A 999-nucleotide genomic window follows, 5' to 3' on the forward strand; every position below is an offset into this window, starting at 1 on the left:
GCTTCACCAGCACCCGGAGGTCTCAGTGAGTCACGCTAACGCCCGTCTGACATTCCACGGCAGATGCCTGCTGGTTCGCCGTGTCGTGCAGGACGGCCGGCCGGTCGCGCACGTCGCGGCCGAGCTGGGGGTGTCGCGGCAATGCGCGCACCGGTGGGTGGGCCGATACCGGCGCCAAGGCTGGGACGGGCTGGCCGAGCGGCGCAGCGGTCCCCGCGCGTCGGCGTCCCGGACCCGGCCCAGGTCGAGGAGCGGGTGCTGGCCGCGCGCCGCGAGCTGCGTGCGGGTCCCGACCACATCGCGGCGGCCACCGGGGTGCCGGCCCGCACCGTCACCCGGATCCTGCGCCGCCACGGCGTCCCGGTGCTGGCGGCCTGCGACCCGGTCACCGGGCAGCAGATCCGCGCGACCCGCCAAACCGGCCGCCGCTACGAACACCCCGAGCCGGGCGCGATGGTCCACCTGGACGTCAAGAAACTCGGCCGCATCCCCAACGGCGGCGGCTGGCGCGTGCACGGCCGCAGCGAACCCGTCCGCGGCCGCGGCATCGGCTACGACCACGTCCACACAGCCATCGACGACCACACCCGGCTCGCCTACGCCGAGGTCCTGCCCGATGAGAAGGGCACCACCTGCGCAGCGTTCCTCACCCGGGCGGCGGCGTACTTCGCCACCCACGGCATCACCCACATCCAGCGGATCCTCACCGACAACGCCAAGAACTACCGCGTCTCAGCCGCCTTCCAGCAGGCCTGCGCCGACCTGGGCGCCCGCCAGAAGTTCACCCGACCCCGCTGCCCATGGACCAACGGCAAAGCCGAACGCCTCAACCGCACCCTGGCCACCGAATGGGCCTACCGGCGCCCCTACACCAGCAACCACCAGCGCACCCAAGCACTCGCCCCCTGGCTGCAGCACTACAACACCCAACGCCCCCACTCGGCCCTGGGCGGCAAGCCACCCATCACCCGACTGACACCAAGATCATGACCGAGTACA

1 pseudogene is annotated in these 999 nt (G+C 72.2%); it reads left to right on the forward strand.

Annotated elements, in window-relative coordinates:
* Positions 1-25 precede the first annotated feature (25 nt).
* Positions 26-990, forward strand: a pseudogene (locus tag E1293_RS47140) (IS481 family transposase).
* Positions 991-999: the final 9 nt, after the last annotated feature.

Source organism: Actinomadura darangshiensis (assembly GCF_004349235.1).
Lineage (GTDB): Bacteria > Actinomycetota > Actinomycetes > Streptosporangiales > Streptosporangiaceae > Spirillospora > Spirillospora darangshiensis.